Source organism: Bacillus sp. M6-12 (genome assembly GCF_002860285.1).
Classification (GTDB): domain Bacteria; phylum Bacillota; class Bacilli; order Bacillales; family DSM-1321; genus Peribacillus.
In genome coordinates, this window is record NZ_PGVF01000029.1 from 74,117 (window position 1) to 80,291 (window position 6,175).

The 6,175-nt window shown below is 32.9% G+C and carries 7 protein-coding genes; 4 read left to right on the top strand and 3 right to left on the bottom strand.

From position 1 onward, the window contains the following. Window positions 1-56: 56 nt before the first annotated feature. Both CVD28_RS24930 and CVD28_RS24935 read right to left on the bottom strand, forming a co-directional pair. Complete coding sequence (locus CVD28_RS24930) at window positions 57-323, bottom strand: hypothetical protein (protein WP_101597372.1); 267 nt, start codon at window positions 321-323, stop codon at window positions 57-59. Window positions 324-520: 197 nt separating this feature from the next. Then, window positions 521-1,675, bottom strand: coding sequence for a hypothetical protein (locus CVD28_RS24935; RefSeq protein ID WP_101597373.1), 1,155 nt, complete (start codon window positions 1,673-1,675; stop codon window positions 521-523). A 179-nt stretch (window positions 1,676-1,854) separates the two neighbouring features. Here CVD28_RS24935 and CVD28_RS24940 point away from each other — a divergent pair, with 179 nt between their 5' ends. From CVD28_RS24940 to CVD28_RS24950, 3 genes are all read left to right on the top strand, one after another. Beyond that, window positions 1,855-2,073 (top strand): hypothetical protein, encoded by a 219-nt coding sequence (locus CVD28_RS24940; RefSeq protein ID WP_101597374.1) that lies wholly within the window; start codon window positions 1,855-1,857, stop codon window positions 2,071-2,073. 136 nt (window positions 2,074-2,209) lie between these two features. After that, complete coding sequence (locus CVD28_RS24945) at window positions 2,210-2,998, top strand: hypothetical protein (RefSeq protein WP_101597375.1); 789 nt, start codon at window positions 2,210-2,212, stop codon at window positions 2,996-2,998. 140 nt (window positions 2,999-3,138) lie between these two features. Beyond that, a complete protein-coding gene (locus CVD28_RS24950) occupies window positions 3,139-3,585 on the top strand; it encodes a hypothetical protein (protein ID WP_101597376.1) in 447 nt (148 codons plus the stop codon). 66 nt (window positions 3,586-3,651) lie between these two features. Here CVD28_RS24950 and CVD28_RS24955 read toward each other — a convergent pair whose 3' ends face one another. Beyond that, window positions 3,652-4,908: a replication-associated recombination protein A gene (locus tag CVD28_RS24955; RefSeq protein ID WP_257985974.1), complete on the bottom strand. Its 1,257-nt coding sequence runs from the start codon at window positions 4,906-4,908 to the stop codon at window positions 3,652-3,654. 246 nt (window positions 4,909-5,154) lie between these two features. Here CVD28_RS24955 and CVD28_RS24960 point away from each other — a divergent pair, with 246 nt between their 5' ends. Continuing rightward, window positions 5,155-6,132: a 3'-5' exonuclease gene (locus CVD28_RS24960; protein WP_257985973.1), complete on the top strand. Its 978-nt coding sequence runs from the start codon at window positions 5,155-5,157 to the stop codon at window positions 6,130-6,132. Window positions 6,133-6,175: the final 43 nt, after the last annotated feature.

Sequence of the window (6,175 nt, forward strand, 5' to 3'; positions counted from 1 at the left end):
AAGCCTCATTCCAAAAGAACAAGGCTTATATTCTCTACTTGAATCGTTTCATTTCTTTAAGCAAGAGCTTTTTTCGGTTTCCTTACATTGCTTCTTACGACTTCATCTGAATGACGCTTTGTTTTTGCGTCATATTCTTTCACCAAATGAACCACATCAGAAGTTCCAGCATTTTTAATACTTTCATCAATGTATTTAAACACATCTAAAGCAGAAGCAAAATTACTACCAGAGATAACATTCTTTCCATTTACCTCTACTGCATATTCGTTTGCTCCGTCTTTTGCCATATCAAAACGATACCCATTCATCATTGTTGCCATATAAAAATCTCTCCTTTAAATAAATAAGATAAAATCTTTCCTTGCTTCTCCGATTTCTATATTTTAGTTGAAGAGAGAAACAAACATTCGGAAAGTGAATAGGAGAGAGTGATTTCTTCTTTCATATTTTAGGTGTATATTATTAGTGTATCACAAAATTACATTTTAGTAAATTATTTTTTACAAGAAAAAACACTTCAAATCGAAGTGCTTGTTTCTGTTGCGTAATCTTCTTGAATCATTTTAAGGTACTGTTGAAGAAGCGGTCTTACCTTTTTAATTTCTTCTTCAGTAAAGTCCAGTTTATAATCCAGACTTTCTCCTTTTTCTTTATCTAAAGAAAGCATATAGGCTTCAAACAACCTTGCAAAGATTTCGGTAGGGCGTAAGAGATATTCTTCATCTTTACTTCTGTATTTTTCAATCTCCACGATATTATCCGATGACTTTCCTTTTAGCCCCATTCTCCATTCTGCTCGTTTATGAATATCCTGCAAAGTCTTTTCAGAGTAAAGAATATTAATGATTTTATCCATAATTTCTGCTGTTGGCAGTCGGTCTACTTTGTTTTGATAGTAATAAGGATAATTTCCCAACAATCCTATATCGTAAAGAAAATGACCATATTCATGATAAATGGTATCCCGAATGGAGTAATAGCAATCAGGGTTCAATGAAATCTTTCCTTGTCCATATTTACCACGAGCCTTTTTATATTTAGCAAAATAAATACTATGAACAGGATAAAAGTTCTTCACTGGAAAAACCTTGTTGATTTGTTCAAAACAATATTGAAGTTCTTCAAAGAATTTTTCTTTTCGTTCATCTTTCACAATCCCCTTAAAATCTATTTCTAAGATATTAAATTCTTTAAAAGAAGCGATTCGTTCTTGAAGGGCAGTAGGGTGAACTTCACGTTTTTTCGGTAGCCAATCCAGTAACAAAGTGTTCTCTTCATTTGTATCTCCTTTATCAAACTCAATGGTGTAATCTTTTAAAGATAGACGACAGAAGAAATCCTTTTCGTATCCAAATCGAACCGTAACAAAATCTTCTTTATTTCTATTTAGATAAAATAGAACCGTAGAGGTTTGGCTATTAATCTTTTTATCAAAGTAGTGCATGTATAAACAATATGTTGTGTGAGGGTATTTTTTTACTTTGCTAATCACCGCTTTAAACGCTTCTTTAAAAGAAGTATAGTGCTTTTCATTTTTATAAAAAGTCCAGGTATCATATTTCTCTACTCGGTAATAATCGACCTTTCCAACAACTTCACCTTCTAATACATGACCATTTTTGCCGATATGAACCTCTTTATCTCTCCAAAAAGTTAAGATTAGATTCTCCATTTATCTCACCGCACCTATTCATTTTCTATATAAATAGACTATCACGAACTATTATTTATGTAAATTATTTTTTACAATTAATCGTGAATTATGGTTTTTATTCTTACCGCATACGATAAAAGATATACACAAAAAACAGGCATATTGATTTCAATATTTTTTATATAGGAGTGATATTCATGAAGGAAAAATGGTTAAATCGTGCAGAAGATATATTTATTCGTGTAATGGAAATTTATCAGGGTTGGGAAGAGAGAATGAATCAATTTAGGAAAAATCAATTAGAGGAGCAAACAGGTATTGATGCAGATATGATGATTTTCTTCTTAAAAATGAAATTTATATCCTTTGTTCCTTATAAGTGGAAAGGGGATATACAAAAAGTATTATTTTCATAATTGGGGAGTAGAAGGAGAGTATTTATCACTCTCTTTTTATTTTGCTCTCGAACGTGGTAGAACCGTTCTTCTATTTCACCTCATTCCTGTTCTTTATACAATCAGCTTATACATATCAAAAAAGGGGTGAATCAAAATGGATTCTATGATTGAAAAGGGAGTAGGCTTTGTCTTACATTCATTGTCTGTTCTTATATCAAAAGGGGCAGAAAATATGTTATCAGGCGTTGAACAGGTGATAGCCAATAACGAATTATTTTCGTTTAGTTATATTCTTTTTTTAGCCTTTATCGTTTGCTTTCTTTGGTTAGGGATAAAGAGAGTTCTTTACTTCCGAAAGGGGAACGAATATCAAGTAAAAGGCTATTGGAAGGAAAATAAAAAATATTTCATTCAGATGGCGATAATGTTTACTATTTGTTTGTTTCCAGTTCAGATTTTACAATTTACATTTGATTATTGGAGTTCTTTTCTACATGAAAGGGAGATATTCCAGCAAATTCAACATAGCTCTGCAGAAATAGAGGGAAACACCATTGTAATTGCTATGATTTCTATGTTATCTTCTCTATCTGTTTTATGGATAGCAGGACTTCAAGTGTTAGAAGTTGTTGCTCTTATTCTTATTCTCTTTTTATCTCCGATTATCTTAATTGGTAGCTTATTTAATCGAAAGATATTTTCCAGCTTTATTCAAATTTTAACAGAGGGTGTATTTAGTCCGATACTTCAAACCTTTCTGATGTACGTATCATTTCAATTATTTATTCCAGCTTTCTTAGAAGAAGGGAAATTAACACCACTTATGCAATCGTTGATTATTTTCGGCATGGTACTTTTTACGTTTCAAGGAACAAAAATATTGAAGAATATCATGTTTGATACAAAACACGAAACAATGAAAATAATTAGTATTAGCAGATAGGGTAAAGAATCGAAAGGGTTCTTTTACTCTATTTTTTTTGGTGATATTTTTATAGAAGTAAATTTATAAATAAAAAATTGTTATGATTAACCAATTATGCCCTATGATAAAATAAAACATAAATAGATGGAGGTGAATGAATGAACAAATGCTGGAAGTTCCTTGTCGGATTGTTTTTCGTTTTGTCTTTAACAGGATGTTTTGGAGAAGAATATGACTTTTCTCCACCTACTGTTTCATTATCAAATCCTAACGATGTTCAAATAGATGAACTGGAAGAAGCTAATATTAATTGGGATTCAGATAAGCGTTACAAGAAAGAAACAAAAGATATTATATCTTTTGCTAAAGAGCAACCTCAATTATCTTATAGTGTTGGAGAACCAATGGATTTGCTTTTTGAACATGGAGATTTTGACCCGAATGGGTTACGAGTTTCAGTGTGGAAAAATGATAAAGAAGTAGAATTGAAACTGGAAAATGACTCATTTTATTTGCCAAAAGAAACTGGTGAATACGTGATTGTGGTTGACCTTGATACGGACAGAGGAAATGCTCAATATGTGGGCAATATTCGCATTCAATAATAAAGAAAAGCAGTTTAATTCATAAAGAATCGAACTGCTTTTTGTTTGTTCAAAAAAAGAATTTTATTATTTAGTTGATTTCTTCAATGTTTCCAGACGCTCATATACCTTTGCGAAGTAATCTTCTTTTCCGTTATTTTTCGGGAAGAAATATTGCTTTTCTTTTAGCTTATCAGGTAGATATTGTTGCTTCACCCAAGAGTTTTGATAATTGTGAGGGTATTTGTACCCCACACCATGACCTAATTTAGAAGCGTTTTTATAGTGGGTATCTTTTAAATGGTCTGGTATTTCTCCTATATTCCCATTTCTTACATCTTCTAAAGCTAAATCTAAGGCTTTATAAGCACTATTTGTCTTAGGGGATAGACATTGTTCCACTACAATATTTGCAAGAGGAATACGTGCCTCTGGTAGCCCCAAGCGTTCTACTGCTTGTACTGCCATCATGGTATGAACCGCAACGTCAGGAGAAGCGATAGATATATCTTCATACGCTATCACAACCAATCTTCGGCAAATCGAAGTGAGGTCCCCACCTTCTAATAATCGTGCTAAGTAATGAAGAGAAGCATCCACATCACTACCTCTAATAGATTTCTGCAAACTGGACAAGAGGTTATAGTAAATATCACCATTCTTATCATGAGCGAAACCTTTGTTTTCAACACATTCTTTTACAAGTTCTTCTCTTACTATAATTTTATTTGTGGAAGAATCTTTTGATGCTTCTACAATTTCTTCTAAAATAGTTAAAGCAGAACGAGCATCACCATTTGTAGATTCTGAAATCATATCCAGTTCTTTTTCCGATATATCAATAGATATGTGACCTAAACCACGCTCGGTATCATTCAAAGCACGAACCAATAGTTCTTTAATGTCCTTTGGTTGAAGTGGTTTTAACTGTTTTATTTGACCACATCGACTTCTTATCGCTGGATTGACTTCATGGAAGGGGTTTTCCGTTGTTGCCCCAATCAATGTGACCAAACCACGCTCTACATGAGGTAAGAGATAATCTTGCTGTGCCTTATTAAAACGATGGACTTCATCAATAAAAAGAATGAGTTTCCCTTTCATCCTTGCTTTTTCCACCGCTTCTTCCATATCTTTCTTTCCAGCAGTAGTCGCATTAATCGAAATGAAATCAATATTAACCGTTCCAGCTATGGCTTTTGCCAATGATGTTTTTCCGATACCTGGTTCACCGTAGAACAACATAGATGGAACAAATCCATTTTTTATCATTTTGTATAAAGCGGTGTCTTTTCCGATAACATGCTGTTGTCCAGCTACTTCATCAATATGTCGTGGTCTCATTCTGTACGAAAGAGGTTCATCTACCAAATAATCAAATAACAAAAGAAATCCTCCTTTACACAAGCCTATTTCTATGAAACTTAGGCAAAATTTTATAAATCGTTGACTATAATCAATTAATATTATAACATAATACATATAGATAATCGACTCTTTCATAAATGAAAAAATAAACAGCTTACTATAATAATAGAAATCAAACAACAAATAGGCGTTATGTTTATAACACGATTAGGAGGAGAAATCATGAAGGAAAAGAAACTATCGACTTTAGATAAGGCGAAAGAAATGAATGATATTCTTTATTTAGGAAATGAATTTGTTGTTGCGGATATTGAAACAACTGCTCTTTCACCAGAAAAAGGTGGAATGATTATTGAATTGGCAGGAGTGAAAATCAGAGACAATGAAATTGTAGACACGTTCAGTATGTTGATTGACCCTGAACGAAAAATCTATCCAAAAACAACCGAATTAACAGGAATTACTAATGATATGGTGAAAGGGCAACCTGTTTATGGACAAGTTCTTCCAGACTTTTTCCGTTTTCTTGGAGATGCTATTTTCGTTGCTCATAATTCAGGATTTGACTGGGATAGATATTTGCTTTACTTCTTCAAAAAAGTCGGGATTTTCCCAACAAATAAAGTCGTTGATACTCTTGCATTAGCAAAATTGTATTTTCCTGATAACGAAAATCATAAATTAGATACGATGTGTAACCAATTTGGTATTTCATTAGACAATCACCATAGAGCATTGGATGACTCAATGGCAACAGCAAAAATGCTATTGGAATTCAAAAAGCACCATGCGACACAACTGTACAACAATTCCTTCTCTTTAGAAGGGGAACAAGTTGACTTGTTTAACTTAGCTTTCCAAATGGGAGACGAAATTGAAGAAGTAGAGTTAGATTTACAAATAGAAGAAGCTCCTGAATTGAAAAGTGAAACAAAATCAGAAGAAAAATCAGAAGCTCCAACTATCAAAGAATACAGCGTAAAACGTGTGAAGTATTGGGAAAAGGCGATTACCAAAAATAAATACTATCGCAGACTGTATGTAACAGTTTCAGGTGGCACAGCTTATTTCGATATTCATACCCAAATCTGGTATAATAAAGACATAAAAGAAACCATTGATTTTGAGGGATTAAAACAATCAGTCTTAAAATATCTCAATCTCAATACGGTTGATGATTTGTGTAATTACCGCAATTAAAAAAGGGAAGCCTTTTGGCTTCCTCAGATTGTCGACAAAAGGG